The following is a 16,309-nucleotide window of genomic DNA, read 5'->3' as shown; positions in this document are numbered from 1 at the left end:
CAAGCAGTGGCGCGGTGTTGCGACCCGCTACGACAAATATGCCCTGACCTACCTCGGCGGTGTCTTGTTGGCCTGCGCCGTCATCCACTCCCGCGTGGGAACTCTCAAATTGGGAGACACGCCCTAGGCCACGATGCCGCCATCATCGGGTCTCCAGCCCTGTGGATAACTTCGCGAGCAGACGCAAAACTGTCGTTTTCAAGCGAAAAACGACAGTTTTGCGTCTGCTCGCGAGGAGGTGGCGACCCTCAGGGCGTGATGACGACGCGGGTGCCGGAGGGTTCCTTTGCCGCCCAGACGTTTTCGATGTCGGCCAGTGGGCGGGCGGCGGTGGTCAATTGAAGTTCGCCGGCCGCCAGCATGGCGAACAGCCTGGGCAGGCCTTCGGTGCGGGCGCGCAGCAGGGCCTCGGGCGGGACGCTGCCGATGCCCACGCCCTGGAGGGTAATCCCGGTGCTGCGCAACGTCGCAGCGTCGACGCTGATGCTCGCGCCGGTCATCGAGCCGACCTGGATGAAGCGGGTGGCGTGGAAATGCGTCGACGAATGCGCGGCCGCCAGGGCTGCCAGGGTCTGCTGTGCGGGCGTGCCCCACAGGTAGTCGATGACGGCGTCGAACGGTCGTGCCGAGTGTTGGGCCACAACGGTTTCGGTGAGATCGTCGGTTCCGAGCGCGATGACGTCGTCGGCTCCGACGGTGCGGAGCCAGCCCAGTCGCTCGGGGTTGCGGCCGGCCACCACGACGCGCCCCGCCCCGAACACGAACTTGGCCAACTGCACGGCCAGCGACCCGGTGACGCCCGTGGCGCCGAGGATCAGTACGTGGTCGCCGGGTTTGGTCTGTGCGGCGTAGTCCAGGCTCATCCATGCCGACATGCCGGGATTGGGTACCGCGGCGGCCGTAACCGAGTCGACGTGCTCGGGTATCGGGACACCGTCGGCCGGGACGACGAGGGTGCGTTCGGCCATCAACCCGTACGGTGCCAGTGACCCGGTGTACACCCGGGTTCCGTCATCGAGGCGGACGACGCCGTCCACTCCGGCGATGGCGGGTAGCTGAATTTCCTTGCTGCTGTAGTGCTTTCCCGTGATCACCATGCGGCTGAGGTTGGTCAGCGCAGACGCCTCCACCGCGGCGACGACGGCACCGTCGCGCGGCGAGGGTTCGGGGAAATCCAGGTACCGGGGCTGCTGGCCCCACTCGTGCACGACCGCTGCCTTCATGTGTGCTCCTCGGCTCGCCATATAGTTTCTGCGGAAACTATATGCCTGACGCGACCCGGATGGCAAGATAGTTTCCGTGAAAACCAAATCAGCGCTGATCACCGAGATCGGTGCGCTGGTCGGTGCGGTCGGGGGCAAGTTCGACACCGACGAGGCCGATGCCGAGCGCGATTACCTCGCCGAACACTGCCCACCGCGGCTGGAACGCACCGCGCGTGAACTACCCACGCTCAGCCTGCATCTGCTGGCGGTACTCGCCGACGGCCCGATCAGCGTGGTCGGCCTGGCCGCCCGCGCCGACCAACTCAAGGGCACGGTGTCCAAACACGTGCAGCGCCTGGTCGACGCCGGTCTGGTCACCCGCTCGCCGGTGCCGGGCAACCGCAAGGAGCTGCAGCTGACGCCCACCGCAGACGGGGAGCTGGTCATCGAGGTGCACCAGCGCATGCACCACGAAATGGATGCCGGCCGGCACGACTTCCTGTCGCGCTACACCGCCGCGGAATTGTCGGTGCTGGCGAAGATGCTGCAGGACCTGCTGGCCGCGGGCCGGGACGGCGTGCGCCTGGTGCCGGCCGAGCAGGCGTGAAACCTAGCGGATGGTGGGCAGGCCGTCGCTGTCGTCGGAGAAACGGCCGGTGACCTGGAAGATCACCCGGCGGGCGACCTCGACCGCGTGGTCGGCGAAGCGCTCGTAGAAGCGGCTCAGCAGCGTCACGTCGACGGCTGCAGTCACGCCGTGCTTCCATTCGCGGTCCATCATCACGCTGAACAGATGACGGTGCAGGTCATCCATCGCGTCGTCTTCTTCTTGGATACGGGCGGCGCGCTCCGGGTCCCGGGTGAGCAGCACCTCTTGTGCGGTGTTGCCCAATTCGACTGCCAGGCGGCCCATTTCGGCGAAGTAGCCGTTGACCTCCTCGGGCAGCGCGTGCTGCGGGTGGCGCCGGCGGGCGATCTTGGCGACGTGCAGTGCCAGCGCGCCCATGCGGTCGACATCGGCGACGATCTGGATGGAGCCGACGACGGACCGCAGGTCACCGGCGACGGGCGACTGCAGAGCCAGCAGGACGAACGCCTGCTCTTCGGCGTGCGCGCTCATCGCGGCGATCTGTTCGTGGTCGGAGATGACCTGCTCGGCCAGCACCAGATCGGCCTGCAGCAGGGCCTGGGTCGCGCGCTCCATGGCAACGCCGGCCAGTCCGCACATCTCGCCCAGGCGGTTGGTGAGGCTATCAAGTTGCTCGTGGTACGCGGTACGCATGCGCTCCAGCCTACTTTCTGGCCCTTGGACATGCCGTGATCTGGCAATGAACGCCCGGTGAATGGGATAGGGCAGATGCTATTTGCAGCTGGTATCGGCCGCATTGGTGATGCTGAGGTCCTCCGGCAGCTTGGTGGGCTCGCCGGACAGGCTGCCATGAGTCACCCGCATCTGGGCCGCTGAGCCGCTGGTTGCCGGGGTGCCCACCGAGGTGAAATCGGTCCCGAGCACCACGCGCACCACGTCTCCCAGGCCGGACACCCGCTCGACGTGCGCGTTCGGCAGCGATGACGCCACCGTCGCGGCCGCCTGTTCGTGGCCCGCGGAGAAGAACACCGTCGTCGACGTCACCTGGCCCTGGTAATCGTCCGGGGAGGTGACGGTGAAGCCGTGCTGCTCGAGTTCCTTGGTCGCGGTCGCGGCCAGGCCGTCCTGACCGGTCGAGTTGGACACCCGGACCGTCACCTGGCTCGGATCGGTCGTCGTGGTGTTGACCTGTTCGGCGTCCGAGTTGGCTGACGTGGTGCTCGGTGCGGCCGACGTGCTGGGCACCGGAGTGCTGTCGGCGTTGCGCTCCTCGGGCAGCGGGTCGTCGTTGATGATCGCGTCGAACAGCGCGCGCATGTCGTCGACCCGTGGTGGTTCGTTGCCTTCGGAGTCGGTGACGCCGGTGGGCACCGTGACGAAGGTGACGCGGCCCGCGCTGACGCCCTGGATGGACTGGCCCAGCTGAACGAGATCCTTGGTGGTGACGTTGTCGACCGAGGAGTCGTCGATGAACAGGTTGACGACGTTGTTGAGCTTGCCGAGGTTGAAGAAGGTGTCTTTGGAGATCATGGACCGCAGCAGTGAGGACAGGAACATCTGCTGGCGCTTGATCCGGCCGTAGTCGCCGTTGACCTCGGTGGTGACCTGGCGGGCGCGCACGTACTGCAGCGCGGTGTGACCGTCGATGACCTGGCGGCCGGAGTGGTCCAGCACGGTGCCCAGCTCGTAGTCCTCGAGGGGCGTGGGGCTACAGACTTCGACGCCGCCGACGGCATCGACGAGTTTGGAGAAGCCGGCGAAATCGACTGCCATGAACCGGTTTACCGATAGGCCCGAGAGCTTCTGGATCACCTTGACGAGGCACTTGGGGCCACCGAACGAGTAGGCCGAATTCAGCTTGGTCTCGGTGTAAACCTGTTCGGACCCATAGCTTTTGGTGTCTTCGTCGTAGATCGGTCCGTAGGCGCCGGTCTTCGGATCCCAGGCTTCGCACAGCGTCGACTTGATGGCCAGGTCGCGCGGGAACGACACCGCCACAACACGTTTGCGGTTCGCCGGGATGTTCACCAGCATGATCGTGTCGGAGCGCGCGCCACCCGCCTCTTCGGTGGTACCGGCACCCATGTCGGCGTTCTGGCCGTAGCGGCTGTCTACGCCGACGATCAGGAAGTTCTCGTCGCCGAACTGCGCCTTGGGGTCGACGATGTCGCGGGAGTTGAGGTCCAGCGCCGAGACCCGGTTCATGCTGTTGTTCTTGATGTTCTGCCACTGCCAGGCAGCACCGGTCATCGTGAGCGCGATGACGGCGGCCAGCGCGATGATGACGCGACCTGCCACCGCGAACCGATGGCGGGTGTGGTGATCGACGGGCGGGGGAGCGTCGGCATGCGTCGGCCGCTCCGGATGGTCGATGTAGTTCCGCACGTCGGTGCGCACCACGGCGCGCGGCCGCTCGGGCAGCTCGACCGGGTCGGCCAACGGCACCAGCGCGCCGAAGACTTCTGTGGCGGGGTCGGATTCGGGCAGACGGCGCGTGGGGCGCGCAGGCGCCTCGGCCGCCGGCGCCGGGCTGACGGGCTCGGGCTTCGGTGCGGGACGCGGCGGGGGTACCGGCTTCGGGGCAGGCTGCCGCGGCGCCGGTGTCTTGGGTGGTGAGGGCGCTTCGCTGGCCTGCGCCGGCGGCACTGAGCCACCCGAGAGCCGCGCGATGAGTTCGGCGACCGTGACACCACCGCCGCCGTGGTGGCCGGTGACCTCGTCGTCCGGTTGATCCGGCAGGTGACCGGCCCGTTCCCACGGCGCCCGGACCGGCCCTGAGGCCCGCGTCGTGCGCGTTACCCAGGGGTTCTCGCCGGCAGCATCGCCGTCACCCTCACCGGGGGTGGTCCGGTCGCGGTCGCTCACGTCTACCCGCCGGAGTTGACCAGGTCGGCGCCGAACGGCACCGTGCAGTCGTCGGGATCGTCGAGCCAGCCTTCGGGCAGCACCACCGAACCCGGTGAACCCTGCCGGCCTCGTGGGCCTTCGGCGCAGTCCGGGAAAGGTACATCCGAATCGAGTTGGGTGAGGAGCTCATCCAGCTCGGCCAGGGTCTTCACGAGAGCCAGTGCGCGGCGCAGGTCGGTGCCGGCGGGCAGGCCGTGCAGGTACCAGGCGACGTGCTTGCGGATGTCGCGCATGCCTTTTTCCTCGCCGAAATGATTGGCGAGGAGCTGGCCGTGGCGGCGGATGATGTTCGCGATCTCGCCGAGGGTAGGCGGAGTGGGGCGAGGCTGCCCGTTGAATGCCGCCGACAATTCGGCGAACAGCCAGGGCCGGCCCAGGCACCCGCGCCCGATGACGACGCCGTCGCACCCGGTCTCGGCCATCATCCGCAGGGCATCGTCGGCGTCGAAGATGTCGCCGTTACCGAGCACGGGGACACCGGTGACGTGGGCTTTCAGGGCGGCGATCTGGTCCCAGTCGGCCGTGCCGGAGTAGCGCTGCGCCGCGGTGCGGGCGTGCAGCGCGACGGCCGCGGCACCCTCCTCGGCGGCGATCCGGCCGGCATCGAGGTGGGTGTGGTGGGCGTCGTCGATCCCGACCCGGAACTTCACGGTGACGGGGATGTCGGTGCCTTCTGTGGCGCGCACGGCGGCGGCGACGATCTGGCCGAACAGCTTGCGCTTGTAGGGCAGGGCCGAGCCACCGCCGCGCCGGGTGACCTTGGGCACCGGGCAGCCGAAGTTCATGTCGATGTGGTCGGCCATGTTCTCGTCGACGATCATCTTGGCCGCCGCGTAGGTGGTGGCCGGGTCGACGGTGTAGAGCTGCAGCGAGCGGGGTGATTCCTCGGGCGCGAACGTCGTCATGTGCAGGGTCGAGGCGTTCCGCTCGACCAGCGCACGCGCGGTGACCATCTCGCAGACGTACAGACCACTCACGGTGCCCACGCGGGCCAGCTCCTGCTCGCGGCACAGGATGCGGAAGGCGACGTTCGTCACACCCGCCATGGGGGCGAGCACGACCGGGGAGCGCAACGAGATCGGCCCGATCCGAAGGGATCGGGCCGAAGGCGCCGCGTCTAGCGGTGGACTTACGACGTTGATGACGACACCAAAAGGTTCTTCATCGCCTTCTTCTCGGCGACCTTGCGCTCGCGCTCCAGACGGCGTTGCTTGGCGACTTCGAACTTCTCGCAGGTGTCCTCGAGCTCCTCGATCAGCTTGCCCAGGTCGTCGCGCAGCCGGGCGCCCTCACCGGTGAAGTCCTCGCGCTCGAAGATGCGCCACTTCTTCAGGATCGGCATCACCACGTCGTCGAGGTGGATCCGCGGGTCGTAGACGCCGCCGACGGCGATGACGACGGCCTTGCGGCGGAAGTCGGGCACGGTGTAGCCGGGCATCCTGAAGTTGCGCAGCACGCGGTGCAGCGCCTCCATGGCTTGGTTGGGCGCGATGTCCAGGCCCGCGGCGGAGATGTCGCGGTAGAAGATCATGTGCAGGTTCTCGTCACCCGAGATGCGCTGCAGCAGCTGGTCGGCGACCGGGTCGTTGCACGCCTTGCCGGTGTTGCGGTGCGAGACGCGGGTGGCCAGCTCCTGGAAGGACACGTAGATGACCGACTCGAACAGCTTGTCGGCGAACAGGTCGCCCTGTCCGTTCTGGCCGGGGGAGAAGCCGCGGGTGACCTGCTCGACGCGCAGTTCTTCCAGCTCGACCGGATCGCAGTTGCGGGTGACCACGAGGTAGTCGCGCAGGGCGATGCCGTGCCGGTTCTCCTCGGCGGTCCAGCGGTTGACCCAGAAGCCCCAGGGGCCGTCCATGCCCATGTTCATCGCGATCTCGCGGTGGTAGGACGGCAGGTTGTCCTCGGTCAGGAGGTTCTGCACCATGGCGGTCTGGGCGACCTCGGACAGCTTGGACTGCTCCGGGTCCCAGTCCTGGCCGCCGAGGGCGTAGTAGTTCTTGCCCTCTTTCCACGGGATGTAGTCGTGGGGGTTCCAGTCCTTGCGCATGTTCATGTGCCGGTCGATGAGCGTCCCGACGACCGGTTCGAGCTCATGAAGGAGCTGCAGGTCGGTCATTTCCGCTGTCATCGCGCCTCCCGATGTATCTGTACCTGTTGGTAGCAGTCAGAGTATCTGTGTCGGGTAGTGACATCAAGTTGCTGTGACGCATGTCGGACTGGTGAATCTGAACTGTTATCTCGGGATTTGCTTGTCTTACTGGCGTGACGGGACCCGGCTGAGCAACATGTCGACGCAATAATCGACGAATTGCTCCCGGGTGACGGGCAGCTTCCCGCCCAGATATCCGGTAAACAGCGCGGTCAGGGCGCCGATCAGGCTGGTCGCTTCCAGGGTCCGGCGGGCGGGGTCGCCATCGGGGAACATCTTGTGCTGCACCAGTTCGATGAAGCTCGGCATCCAGTCGGCGCCCGACCTGGTCAGCACCGGTTCCTGGGCCGGGGCGATCAGCAGCACCCGGCCGCGGGTCGGGTCGTCGACCATCATCGTGACGAACCGCTCGACGGCGTCGCGGGCGTTTTGTGAGGTCGTCAGCGCCGCCATGGCGGTCGTGCACACCTCGTCGTAGACGGCGCGGACGAAATCGTCACGGTCGGTGAAGCTTTCGTAGAAATAGCGTTCGGTGAGGCCGGCGGTCCGGCACACCGCGCGGACGGTCGCCGCCGGGCCGGCGGCATGGCCGAGCGCGGCGATGCCGGCGTCGATGAGCGCCTCGCGGCGCCGTGTCGGGCGGTCCGCCAGTGGGACGGTGGACCAGCGGCCCTGTCGTTGACCGGAAGGCACGTGACTCCTAGGCTATGGCTGACAACGCGTGTAGTCAGGATACCCGCTGACATCCAGGAAAGAATGCCGGTGACCCAAAATACTTCCGACGTATGCCCCGTGACCAGCGACTCTGCCCAGGCATCACCCGGTTGTCCGGTCGCGCCCGGCGGCTACGACGCAGTGCCCCTCGGGCCCGACTCGTTGACCTGGAAGTACTTCGGCCAATGGACCGGGCTGTTCCAGGGCACCTGGGCGGGCTCCATGCAGAACATGCATCCTCAGCTCGGGGCGGCGGTGGAGGAGCATTCCATCTTCTTCATGGAGCGCATTCCGCGGCTGCTCCGGTCGATCTATCCGATCGGCGGCGTGGTGTTCGACGGTGACCGCGCGCCCAAGACGGGCGCCGAGGTGCGTGACTATCACATCGGGATCAAGGGCGTCGACAAGCAGGGACGCCGCTACAGCGCACTGAACCCCGACGTCTTCTACTGGGCACACGCGACGTTCTTCAAGTCGACGCTGCTGGCGGCCGAGAAGTTCGGTGGCGGTATCACCGAGGCCGACAAGCGGCAGCTGTTCGACGAACATGTCACCTGGTATCGCATGTACGGCATGAGCATGCGGCCGGTGCCGAAGAGCTGGGAGGAATTCCAGGAGTACTGGGACCACATGTGCCGCAATGTGCTGGAGAAGAACTGGGCCGCGACGACGGTGATGGATTTGTCGACGATGCCCAAACATCCTTCGCTGCAATGGGTTCCGGATCGGCTGTGGAAGCTGAACCTGTCGGTGATGCAGCGGTTCCTGACCTTCATGACGGTGGCGCTGTATGACGAGCCGGTGCGCGAGTTGATGGGGTACACCTGGTCGCCCCGGCAGCAGCGGCTGCATGACCGGCTGTGCACGGTGATCACGCTGGCCGCCAAGTACGGCCCCAAGCGGGCGCTGATGCATCCGCGCAAGCGCTCGGCGGTGGATCGGGCGTCGGGCCGGCTGCCGATCGACGCACCGCTGGTGCAGACGCCCGCGCGCAATCTGCCGCCCGTCGAGTACCGCGACAGCCCCAACTTCTACTGCCCGCAGGTCGACTGAGGCCTGCCGGCATCGCAGCGCGAGGGGTCTGCGATGCCGATGCGGCCGCTGGAGTCCGCTGACCGGCATCAGGACTAGCGTTGGGGCCATGCCAGCCCCGGGCGTTCTTGCCGATCGATACCAGTTGCGGGGGACGCTGGGGCGTGGCGGCATGGCCGAGGTACGCGACGCCTGGGACACCCAGCTGCAGCGTCCGGTCGCCGTCAAACTGCTCTATGCGCAGTTCAGCGATCAGCCGGATTTCCGGCGCCGGTTCCAGGTCGAGGCCCGTGCCGCGGCCGGGCTGAACCATCCGCACGTCGTCGCAGTCCACGATTACGGCGAGCAGGACGGCACGCCGTACATCGTCATGGAGCGGCTGCCGGGCCGGACGTTGGCGGATGCGATCGCCGCGGGTCCGCTGCCGCAAGACCTCGTCCGATCCGTCCTCGACGGTGTGCTGTCGGCGCTGGCCATGGCTCATTCGGCCGGCATCCTGCATCGCGACATCAAGCCCGGCAACATTCTCTTGGCTGATTCGGGAGCGGCGAAGCTCGCCGACTTCGGCATCGCCAAGAGTGCCGACTCGAACCACACTGCGGCCGGCCAGGTCGTCGGAACGATGGGCTATCTCAGCGCGGACCGGCTGTCCGGGCGACCGGCCACCGTCGCCGACGACCTCTACGCCGTCGGCGTCGTCGGATACGAGGCGCTGACCGGCCGACGACCCTTCCCGCAGGACAATCTGGTCGCTCTGGCCCGCGCCGTCGCCGATGGGCAGCCGGTGCCGCTCCACGCGCTGCGGCCCGATGCCGAACCGGCCCTCGCGGTGGCTGTCGAACGGGCGATGACCCGCGACCCGCGGATGCGTTTCGCCAACGCCGACGAGATGCGTGCAGTCCTGTCCGGAGCCGTGCCCACCGCTCGGCCGCAGACCATGGTGCTCGGCCAACCGTTGCCGGATCCGACGACGTCGCTGCTGCCTGTTGTTGCTCCGCGGCGTCGCTCGCGGTTCCTGCTGTGGGGTGCGGCGGCCATCGCGGTGCTGGTGACGGTTGTCGCGGTAATCGTCGACGCCGCGTCGCGCCCGGCGGGGCCGCCGGCGCCGGTGGGGACGAGCACGCCGGAGTCGATCCCGACCTCGACGTCGGCTCCGCCGCTGACGTCGACCCCGACGTCGGCTGTTGATGCCCCTCCGTCCACTGGCCCAGGGAACGGGCGAGGCAAGGGGCCCAAGAACAAGCACCACGGTGACTGAGCGGGCGCGCAGTACATAATTTTCTGAATACAGAAACTGATGTACTGTTCTTGTATGACGACGGCACGGCACACCGACGCGTTGTCGCGTTTCGGCCATGCCCTGTCCGATCCGACGCGCACGCGAATCCTGTTGAGCCTGAACGGGACTCCTGGATATCCGTCAGATCTGGCCGACCAGCTGGGCGTCTCCCGGCAGATTCTCTCCAACCACCTGACCTGCCTGCGTGGCTGCGGTCTGGTGGTGGCAGTGCCGGAAGGCCGCCGGATGCGGTACGAGCTGGCCGACAGCCGCATCGGCCGCGCTTTGGACGACCTCATGGGTCTCGTGCTGGCGGTCGATCCGAACTGCGCCTGCGTCGGCGCAGACGGCGAGCCCTGTGGGTGCGGGCAATGACGCTCACCGACGTGCGCCGCGGTCAGCTCGGGCGGCGTATCAGGTGGCTGGTCGCGGCGACCATCTCCTACAACGTCATCGAGGCCGTCGTCGCGCTGTCGGAGGGGGCTCGCGTCTCCTCGGTGGCGTTGGTCGGCTTCGGTCTGGACTCGGTGATCGAGGTGTCCTCGGCCGCGGCGGTGGCCTGGCAGTTCGCCGGGGCCGACCCTGAAGCGCGCGAGAAGACCGCACTGCGCATCATCGCGTACTCGTTCTTCGCGTTGGCCGGCTACGTCACCGTCGATGCGATCCGGGCCCTGCTGGGATTCGGGCAATCCGAGCACTCGACCATCGGCATCGTGCTCGCCGCGGTGAGCCTGCTCGTGATGCCGGTGCTGTCATACGCGCAGCGCCGCGCGGGCCGTGAGCTCGGCTCGCGGTCGGCGGTCGCCGACTCCAAGCAGACCCTGTTGTGCACCTACCTGTCGGCCGTGTTGTTGATCGGCCTGCTGGTGAACAGCGTCCTCGGCTGGTCCTGGGCCGACCCGATCGCCGCCTTGGTGATTGCCGGGATCGCGGTGAAGGAAGGCATCAACGCCTGGCGGGGTGACGTCTGCTGTGCGCCGGCGGTGCGCAAGCCTGCCGCGGTATCCGATGGCTGCGGATGCTGCGACTGAGCCCGCCGGCGGTGCTCAGTCCATCCGGTTGGCCAGGTCCCGTTTGAGCACCTTGCCGGTCGGGTTGCGCGGCAGCTCGTCGAGGAACACCACCTCACGTGGCACCTTGTAGCGGGCCAGGTTGTCCTTGACGAACTGCTTGAGGTCCGCCTCCGAAACTTCGGCGCCGGAAACGGTAACCACAAAGGCGCGCAGGCGTTTTCCGAACTCCTCGTCGTCCACTCCGATGGCGGATGCCTCGACGATCGCGGGATGGGTGACCAGGAGTTCCTCGATCTCGACCGGGAACACGTTCTCCCCGCCGGAGACGATCATGTCGTCGTCCCGGCCGTCGATGTAGAGCCGGCCCTTGTCGTCAAAGTGCCCGACGTCGCCGCTGGCCATCAGACCGTCGATGAACTCTTTGGTGCCGCCGCCGGTGTAGCCCTCGAATTGTGTTGCCGCGCCGACGAATATCCGCCCGGTCCCGGGCGTCGGCACCTCGTTGCCATTGTCGTCGATGATCTTGATCCGGCAACCGAGCATCGGCTTACCCACGGAGGTGGGGGCTTCGCGGACGTCGGCCGGCGTCGCCATGGTCGCCAACGCGACTTCGGTTGAGCCGTAGAGGTTGTAGACCACGTCGCCGAGCAGGTCCTGCGCCGCGGTGGCGACGGCGGCCGGCAACTGAGAGCCGGCGCAGAAGATGGCGCGCAGGCTCGAGGTGTCGTAGCTGCGGACCGTGTCGTCGCCGAGGCCGAGCACGCGCTGCAGCATGACCGGCACGACACACACCGTCGTCGCACTGTGTTTCTCGATGTCCGCCACGAGCTGCTCGGCGTCAAACTTGCGCCGCAGCACCAGCTTCGAGCCGAGGGCGATCGTCATGATGGCGATCAGCAGCCCGGTGCCGTGGAACAGCGGCGGCCCGATGATGGTGGCTTCGCGAGCGCGCATCGGCAGACGTTCCAGGAGACCACCCGGGAGGATGAAGCTGCGTGGTTCCGCGCGCGGCGCGCCCTTGGGGGTGCCCGTCGTGCCGCTGGTCAGCAGGATGATCCGGCCCTGCTTGGCCGGTGCCGGCGGCGCCTTCGGCGACGCGTCGGTCGCGAGTGCGTCGAGATCGTCAGTGGCGCTGTCGATGTCGGCGACGAACGTGCCTTTCCCGGCCTCGATATCGGCGACCAGATCGGTGAATTCAACGTCGTGCACCAGCAGATCGACACCTTCGCGGTTCGCGACCTCTGCGGCCTGGCGGGCCGAGAACGCCGTGTTGAGCCACACCGCGTTGACCCCGGCGCGGGACGCGGCGAACGCCACGATCAGCGGTCCGCGATGGTTGCGGCAGAGGATGCCGACGGTGTCGCCCGGAGCCAGTCGCTGCCGCAACGCGTTGGCAATCCGGTCCACTGCCTCGTCGAATTCGGCGTACGTCAGCTCGCCTCGTTCGTCGGCGATCGCCGGGTACGCGCCATGGCGGATCGCGGCGATACGCGGCGCGGCCCCGAACGGTCCGTAGGTGTCGAGTGCCTGGAGGACCTGCACCAACCGGTGCGGCAGATCGACGCCGATGGCGCCGGCCCGTACCAGTGCCACGAGGGCGCGGGTTTCGAGGCCGGCCCGCCGGGCCGGTTCGGCAAGCAATGAGTTCAGGTCCATGCCAGTCCTTTTCTATTCGGCCGCAACGGGTTCGGTGGAATCTTCCGGTGCTGACTGGGCAGCGGCGGAGTCGCCGAACATCGAGTAGACCTTGTTCCGCACCATGTCGAACGGCCGCGGGCTGAGGGCGTCGGTGAGGGCGGTGAGCTGTCCCGACGGCGGGCTCAGCCGGCGCGGGCGGTGCATGATCGCGTCGCACAGCGTGGCCGCGGCCTGCTCGGGGGTGAGGGTGGGGAAGCGGTCGTACATCTTGGTCGGGGCGATCATCGCGGTCCGCACCAACGGCATGTGCACCGTGGTGAAGGTGATGTTCTCCGACACCGTCTCACCTTGCAACGTGTCGCACAGTCCGTCCAGTGCCGACTTGCTGGCGATGTAGGCGCCGAAGCGCGGCAGCTTGGTCTGGACGCCGATCGAGGACACGTTGATGATGTGCCCGAAGCCGCGCTCGCGCATGCCCGGCGTGAACTTCAGGATCAGCTGGACCGGCGCGAAGTAGTTGAGCTGCATGGTGCGCTGGTAGTCGTGCATCCGATCGTGCGACAGCTCCAGTGAGCGGCGGATGGAGCGGCCGGCGTTGTTGATGAGGATGTCGACGCGGCCCAGGTCGGCCAGCACCTGGTCGGCCATGGCGCCGATGGCGTCGAGGTCGCTCAGATCGCAGGGGTACACGTGCGCGGTGCCGCCGTCGGCGCGGATGTCGTCGGCGACGCGGTCCAGGTTCTCCCGGGTCCGGGCCACCAGCACCACCTCGCCGCCGGCAGCGCCGATGCGGCGGGCGGTGGTCTCACCGATGCCCGCCGAGGCGCCGGTGATCACGACGATCTTGCCGGCGACGGCGTCCTCGAGGGTGTAGCCGGTGATGGCGTCGACCACCGTCTGCAGGTAGATGGGGCGGGTCTTGATGGGGGTGTTCATGACACTGGCGAAGACGGCCAGCGGCTTGGCGGTGACGGCGGCGACGGGCTTGGTCGCCAGTGCGGTGATGTCGGAGAGGTTCACGGCAGGGGTCCCTTCTTGAGTGTGGTTGGTGGTCAGCCCAGAGCCCGGCGGGCCAGGCGCAGGGCCGGCAGCAGCAGGGCGTGGGGAGTGATCGAGCCGGTGATGGCCATGAGCTTCACGACGGTGCCGGGCACGATCTGCCGGGCGCCGGCCTGCATGCCGTCGACGGCCTGGGTCGCGACGTCGACGGGGGAGACCTGCGCCGGTCGCAGGCTGAACTCGTGGGCCGAGGCGACCTCGGCCCATTCGGTGGGGACCGGTCCGGGGCACAGCGAGGTGCAGGAGACGCCGGTGCCGCGCAGCTCTTCGTGCACGGCTTCCGAGAACGAGTTGACGAACGCCTTGGACGCCCCGTAGGTCGCCATCGACGGCATGGGCTGGAATGCGACGACGGATGCGACGTTGAGGACGGCGCCGGCGCCGCGCTCGACCATGCCGGGCAGGACGGCGTGGGTGAGTTCCTGCAGCGCAACAACATTGAGCTCGACCTGCTCGCGTTCGCGATCCATGGGCAGGGTGTGGAAGGCGCCGCTGGTGCCGAAGCCGGCGGAGTTGGCCAGGCCGGCGACGGGCCGAGTGCGCAGCTCCTCGATCAGGGTCTGGCGCTGCGCGGCATCGGCGAGGTCGCACGGCCGCACCGTGACGCCGACGCCGTGCTCGGCGCGCAGTTCCTCGGCGAGGGCGTCGAGCCGGTCTTGGCGACGTGCGACCAGAAAGAGGCTGTAGCCGCGGGCGGCGAGCACCCGGGCCAGTTCGGTTCCGATTCCGGACGAGGCACCAGTGATGACGACCTCGGTGGTGCCAGAGGGCTTCGGCAGAGTCATGTGGCTCTCATTTCATGTCGACGTGTGACTGTGCCAGTAACACTGGCACAGTATGAATGTTGGTGTCTATACTTCGTGGAATGACAGATGTCACAGTCGAGGAATTCACCATCGACGAACTCGCCGCACGCACCGGAACGACGGTGCGGACCATCCGCTTCTACAACGAGAGTGGCCTGCTGCCGCCGGCCGAGCGGCGCGGACGCCTCGCCTATTACGGTGCGCCGCACCGCATTCGGCTCGAGTTGGTGCAGCAGCTGCAGCAGCACGGCTACACCCTGGCGGCGATCACCAAGGTGCTGGCGCGGCTGCCGGAGGGCGCGACGGCCCATGACCTCGCCGTCCGTGCGGCACTTCTCACGCCGTGGAGCCCGGCCGAAGACGAGACCGTGGACCTACGGGAACTCGAACAACGTGCCGGTCTGTCGTTGGACGACCGGGCACTGCAGACGCTCGAGGCGCTGGGTGCCATCCGGCGCCTGGATGACGGCACGTTCAGCGTCCGGCAGTCGGTCCTGGGTGCGGCCATGAACCTGCGTGACACCAACGTTCCGGCCGAGGATGTCCGGCGCCTGGCGGGCGTCGTCGACAAGCACATCGACGCCCTCGCCAACGAGGTGACGGACGTCGTCTTCAGCCGGATTCGGGAGGCTGAGGACCCCAACGTGTACCTCGGACGGATCGCCAAGGTGGTGCCGAACCTGCGGCCACTGGCGGCGCAGATGATGGCCGACCGCTTCACCGCCGCGATCAGTCAGGCGGTGCAGGAACGTGTGGCGGAGCTGGAGATTCCGGCGAAGTAATTCTTGTCGGCTACTTCGCGTGCCGGCGCAGCTGGCAGGTCGCCTGGGTGGTGGCCACGACCGTGCCGTCGGCGTCGGTTACGACCGCTTCGACGACGTACTCGGACTTGCCGTTCTGTGCGGCCTCGGCCTCGATCCGCGCGATGTCTGCGTCGCTCATCTCGGCCTGCGCCCGCACATCGGATTTGGCCGGTGCTTTGTACTGAATCGCCATGTCCTTGACCAGGGGATAGAACTGGCTCTGGTCGAATGCGGTCAGGGCGAGAATCCCGCCGAGCACCTCGGCGACGGTGAACAGCACGCCGGCGTACATCACGCCAAAGTGGTTGCCATTACCCGTGATTGGGGCGGTGGTGGCGGCGAACCCGCGGCGGACCTCGACGACTCTGACGCCCAGGCCATGAGCAGACGGGATGGTGGTCGCGAACATCGAGTTCATGAACTCGAGCTGGGCTGCGTCGGCGGTGTTCGTCACGTCGCCAAGACTATCCACCGCTACGGGCACTGCATTGATTTCGCTGCTTGTGGTGCCCCCACCAGGGCTCGAACCTGGGACCTGCGGATTAAAAGTCCGTAGCTCTACCGACTGAGCTATAGGGGCGTGGGAGACAGGATACTGCGTCCCGCGCGGCAGCCTTCGGGGGTGGGCGGTTGTGCGGCGCCGAGGGGTCTGTAGTGCCGATTTGGGCCGTAAGGCAGTCGTGCCCTAAGCTATCGAAGCTCCCAACGGAAACGTTGAGAGTGCCCCCGAAGAGATTCGGATTGGCCCCCATCGTTTAGTGGCCTAGGACGCCGCCCTTTCACGGCGGTAGCACGGGTTCGAATCCCGTTGGGGGTACGCAACGCGGAAACGCGGAGCAAGCAGTGCGTAAGGCCCTGTGGCGCAGTTGGTTAGCGCGCCGCCCTGTCACGGCGGAGGTCGCGGGTTCGAGTCCCGTCAGGGTCGCCAGAACGGCGAGGCAACTTGCCCTTCCGGCCAGGTAGCTCAGTTGGTACGAGCGTCCGCCTGAAAAGCGGAAGGTCGCCGGTTCGATCCCGGCCCTGGCCACTTCAAGAACCACCTGGAGACGGGTGGTTTTTCTCGTATTTGGGGCGCGTGCCGTGATCGTCAGCCGCCCCCGCCGCAGCCGCCC

16 protein-coding genes, 4 tRNA genes and 1 pseudogene are annotated in these 16,309 nt (G+C 67.3%); 10 read left to right on the top strand and 11 right to left on the bottom strand.

All coding sequences use genetic code 11. From position 1 onward, the window contains the following. Positions 1 to 127 (top strand): annotated as a pseudogene (locus TL10_RS30810) (IS5 family transposase); the annotation flags it as partial. A 121-nt stretch (positions 128 to 248) separates the two neighbouring features. Here TL10_RS30810 and TL10_RS28590 read toward each other — a convergent pair. Beyond that, the gene (locus tag TL10_RS28590; RefSeq protein WP_043988320.1) at positions 249 to 1,223 is read right to left on the bottom strand and encodes a quinone oxidoreductase family protein; all 975 of its coding nucleotides are present in this window, start codon (positions 1,221 to 1,223) and stop codon (positions 249 to 251) included. A gap of 76 nt (positions 1,224 to 1,299) precedes the next feature. Between TL10_RS28590 and TL10_RS28585 the strand changes: the two genes are divergently transcribed. Continuing rightward, positions 1,300 to 1,812 (top strand): MarR family transcriptional regulator, encoded by a 513-nt coding sequence (locus TL10_RS28585; RefSeq protein WP_043988318.1) that lies wholly within the window; start codon positions 1,300 to 1,302, stop codon positions 1,810 to 1,812. Between the two features lie 3 nt (positions 1,813 to 1,815). On the opposite strand, the gene phoU is transcribed toward TL10_RS28585, so the two are convergent. The 5 genes from phoU to TL10_RS28560 form a co-directional block, all read right to left on the bottom strand. Continuing rightward, entirely contained in the window at positions 1,816 to 2,487 is a 672-nt protein-coding gene (gene phoU, locus TL10_RS28580) for a phosphate signaling complex protein PhoU (protein ID WP_043988317.1), read from the bottom strand. 78 nt (positions 2,488 to 2,565) lie between these two features. Continuing rightward, the gene (locus tag TL10_RS28575) at positions 2,566 to 4,659 is read right to left on the bottom strand and encodes an LCP family protein (RefSeq protein WP_043988316.1); all 2,094 of its coding nucleotides are present in this window, start codon (positions 4,657 to 4,659) and stop codon (positions 2,566 to 2,568) included. 2 nt (positions 4,660 to 4,661) lie between these two features. Then, positions 4,662 to 5,843 (bottom strand): tRNA dihydrouridine synthase DusB, encoded by a 1,182-nt coding sequence (gene dusB / locus TL10_RS28570; protein WP_267884360.1) that lies wholly within the window; start codon positions 5,841 to 5,843, stop codon positions 4,662 to 4,664. After that, complete coding sequence (locus tag TL10_RS28565) at positions 5,831 to 6,832, bottom strand: acyl-ACP desaturase (RefSeq protein WP_043988314.1); 1,002 nt, start codon at positions 6,830 to 6,832, stop codon at positions 5,831 to 5,833. The genes dusB and TL10_RS28565 overlap by 13 nt, the downstream gene beginning before the upstream one ends. A 126-nt stretch (positions 6,833 to 6,958) precedes the next feature. Next, the gene (locus TL10_RS28560) at positions 6,959 to 7,546 is read right to left on the bottom strand and encodes a TetR/AcrR family transcriptional regulator (RefSeq protein WP_043988313.1); all 588 of its coding nucleotides are present in this window, start codon (positions 7,544 to 7,546) and stop codon (positions 6,959 to 6,961) included. A gap of 69 nt (positions 7,547 to 7,615) precedes the next feature. Here TL10_RS28560 and TL10_RS28555 point away from each other — a divergent pair, with 69 nt between their 5' ends. The 4 genes from TL10_RS28555 to TL10_RS28540 all read left to right on the top strand — a co-directional run bounded on the left by TL10_RS28555 (position 7,616) and on the right by TL10_RS28540 (position 10,909). After that, positions 7,616 to 8,620 (top strand): oxygenase MpaB family protein, encoded by a 1,005-nt coding sequence (locus TL10_RS28555; protein WP_043988322.1) that lies wholly within the window; start codon positions 7,616 to 7,618, stop codon positions 8,618 to 8,620. Between the two features lie 88 nt (positions 8,621 to 8,708). Continuing rightward, on the top strand, positions 8,709 to 9,857 hold the full coding sequence (locus TL10_RS28550; protein ID WP_043988312.1) for a serine/threonine-protein kinase: 1,149 nt from the start codon (positions 8,709 to 8,711) through the stop codon (positions 9,855 to 9,857). Between the two features lie 54 nt (positions 9,858 to 9,911). Beyond that, positions 9,912 to 10,253, top strand: a complete 342-nt coding sequence (locus TL10_RS28545; RefSeq protein WP_043988311.1) for an ArsR/SmtB family transcription factor — start codon at positions 9,912 to 9,914, stop codon at positions 10,251 to 10,253. Further along, complete coding sequence (locus TL10_RS28540) at positions 10,250 to 10,909, top strand: cation efflux transmembrane domain-containing protein (RefSeq protein WP_043988310.1); 660 nt, start codon at positions 10,250 to 10,252, stop codon at positions 10,907 to 10,909. The genes TL10_RS28545 and TL10_RS28540 overlap by 4 nt, the downstream gene beginning before the upstream one ends. Before the next feature lie 15 nt (positions 10,910 to 10,924). Here TL10_RS28540 and TL10_RS28535 read toward each other — a convergent pair whose 3' ends face one another. Genes TL10_RS28535 through TL10_RS28525 form a run of 3 tightly spaced genes read right to left on the bottom strand, consistent with a single transcriptional unit; the run spans position 10,925 to position 14,373 of the window. Next, positions 10,925 to 12,547: an AMP-binding protein gene (locus TL10_RS28535; RefSeq protein WP_043988309.1), complete on the bottom strand. Its 1,623-nt coding sequence runs from the start codon at positions 12,545 to 12,547 to the stop codon at positions 10,925 to 10,927. 12 nt (positions 12,548 to 12,559) lie between these two features. Beyond that, entirely contained in the window at positions 12,560 to 13,549 is a 990-nt protein-coding gene (locus tag TL10_RS28530) for an SDR family NAD(P)-dependent oxidoreductase (protein ID WP_043988308.1), read from the bottom strand. A 32-nt stretch (positions 13,550 to 13,581) separates the two neighbouring features. Beyond that, the gene (locus TL10_RS28525) at positions 13,582 to 14,373 is read right to left on the bottom strand and encodes an SDR family NAD(P)-dependent oxidoreductase (protein ID WP_043988307.1); all 792 of its coding nucleotides are present in this window, start codon (positions 14,371 to 14,373) and stop codon (positions 13,582 to 13,584) included. A gap of 80 nt (positions 14,374 to 14,453) precedes the next feature. On the opposite strand from TL10_RS28525, the gene TL10_RS28520 reads away from it, so the two are divergent. Then, positions 14,454 to 15,176 (top strand): MerR family transcriptional regulator, encoded by a 723-nt coding sequence (locus TL10_RS28520; protein ID WP_052506575.1) that lies wholly within the window; start codon positions 14,454 to 14,456, stop codon positions 15,174 to 15,176. 10 nt (positions 15,177 to 15,186) lie between these two features. Here TL10_RS28520 and TL10_RS28515 read toward each other — a convergent pair whose 3' ends face one another. Beyond that, positions 15,187 to 15,651, bottom strand: a complete 465-nt coding sequence (locus TL10_RS28515) for a PaaI family thioesterase (RefSeq protein WP_081936496.1) — start codon at positions 15,649 to 15,651, stop codon at positions 15,187 to 15,189. A gap of 50 nt (positions 15,652 to 15,701) precedes the next feature. Further along, positions 15,702 to 15,777 (bottom strand) — tRNA-Lys (locus TL10_RS28510). Between the two features lie 164 nt (positions 15,778 to 15,941). Here TL10_RS28510 and TL10_RS28505 point away from each other — a divergent pair. The 3 genes from TL10_RS28505 to TL10_RS28495 all read left to right on the top strand — a co-directional run bounded on the left by TL10_RS28505 (position 15,942) and on the right by TL10_RS28495 (position 16,224). Then, positions 15,942 to 16,014 (top strand) — tRNA-Glu (locus tag TL10_RS28505). A 34-nt stretch (positions 16,015 to 16,048) separates the two neighbouring features. Further along, positions 16,049 to 16,125 (top strand) — tRNA-Asp (locus TL10_RS28500). 25 nt (positions 16,126 to 16,150) lie between these two features. Beyond that, positions 16,151 to 16,224 (top strand) — tRNA-Phe (locus TL10_RS28495). Positions 16,225 to 16,309 lie beyond the last annotated feature (85 nt).

Source organism: Mycolicibacterium llatzerense, from assembly GCF_000878195.1.
GTDB lineage: Bacteria > Actinomycetota > Actinomycetes > Mycobacteriales > Mycobacteriaceae > Mycobacterium > Mycobacterium llatzerense.
This window is presented reverse-complemented; position numbering and strand designations above follow the sequence as displayed.

What these genes read in the sequence shown, in the direction of transcription:
- TL10_RS28590 (WP_043988320.1), bottom strand. Translation starts at nt 1,223, where the DNA reads ATGAAGGCAGCGGTCGTGCACGAGTGGGGCCAGCAGCCCCGGTACCTG.
- phoU (WP_043988317.1), bottom strand. Translation starts at nt 2,487, where the DNA reads ATGCGTACCGCGTACCACGAGCAACTTGATAGCCTCACCAACCGCCTG.
- TL10_RS28565 (WP_043988314.1), bottom strand. Translation starts at nt 6,832, where the DNA reads ATGACAGCGGAAATGACCGACCTGCAGCTCCTTCATGAGCTCGAACCG.
- TL10_RS28550 (WP_043988312.1), top strand. Translation starts at nt 8,709, where the DNA reads ATGCCAGCCCCGGGCGTTCTTGCCGATCGATACCAGTTGCGGGGGACG.
- TL10_RS28545 (WP_043988311.1), top strand. Translation starts at nt 9,912, where the DNA reads ATGACGACGGCACGGCACACCGACGCGTTGTCGCGTTTCGGCCATGCC.
- TL10_RS28540 (WP_043988310.1), top strand. Translation starts at nt 10,250, where the DNA reads ATGACGCTCACCGACGTGCGCCGCGGTCAGCTCGGGCGGCGTATCAGG.
- TL10_RS28535 (WP_043988309.1), bottom strand. Translation starts at nt 12,547, where the DNA reads ATGGACCTGAACTCATTGCTTGCCGAACCGGCCCGGCGGGCCGGCCTC.
- TL10_RS28525 (WP_043988307.1), bottom strand. Translation starts at nt 14,373, where the DNA reads ATGACTCTGCCGAAGCCCTCTGGCACCACCGAGGTCGTCATCACTGGT.
- TL10_RS28520 (WP_052506575.1), top strand. Translation starts at nt 14,454, where the DNA reads ATGACAGATGTCACAGTCGAGGAATTCACCATCGACGAACTCGCCGCA.